Annotated in this window: 1 protein-coding gene; it reads left to right on the top strand. The window is 39.6% G+C overall.

What is annotated here, in order from left to right; genetic code table 11:
* Positions 1–747, top strand: a 747-nt coding sequence (locus H4O21_RS23990; protein WP_182812367.1) for a hypothetical protein, incomplete at both ends; no start/stop codon positions are given.

Below are 747 nucleotides of genomic sequence, written 5' to 3'. Positions count from 1 at the left end.
GCACCACAAATAGGCCTGGTAATTGATGGTGTTGAAACTGTTTATGAAATCAGTAAAGAAAGCGGTTTAGCAGAAGTTATTCTTAATCTGCAGGATGGTATACATTCTTATGATGTTAATCTGTATAACGGCAATATTCTGATAGGTCGAAGTAAGCAGGGGGCGCAAAGCCTGGATCTGGTCCAGGGAGATGATCTTATTATCGATATCATAAGCCTGCAGGCGGATATCACTATTGATTTTAATGACTCCCAGAATGCCCGGTTCTTAGTTAACATTCCTGAAGAGGCCATTACCGATGTAGGGGGAATGGACAATCTTAAACTTCTGGTACGTATTACAGATGGTGATGATGTCGGTGCTGCAGTTCAGGAAGCAGTGCTTGATGTTCAGGAAGTGAATGGACAATATTTTGTTGAACATATCTTTGATGAAACAACCAATAATGATATCACCACTTATATTGAATTCAGAGATGTGACAACGGGCACTCCTGAGGTTATTGCTACATGTTCGGATAGCGTCACTGTGCTGACTATCAATACAATGACTTGTGGGGTTGGAATACCTAAAGATTACATTATTGGCGGAAATCTTTTATCTACATTATCAATTAACGTATTGGATATGAATAAAGTTGCAGTGCCAGGTGCAGATGTTTTTGTTAATGGCGATCTGGTTGGGGTAACGGGTAGTAATTTTGGTACTGATGGTTTTATTAAAACTCATGTTAAAGCCGGTGAAGAA

The organism is Oceanospirillum sediminis, from assembly GCF_014164585.1.
Lineage (GTDB): Bacteria > Pseudomonadota > Gammaproteobacteria > Pseudomonadales > Halomonadaceae > Oceanospirillum > Oceanospirillum sediminis.
The sequence above is the reverse complement of the archived record's forward strand: the minus strand, read 5'-3'. Positions and strand labels throughout refer to the sequence as shown.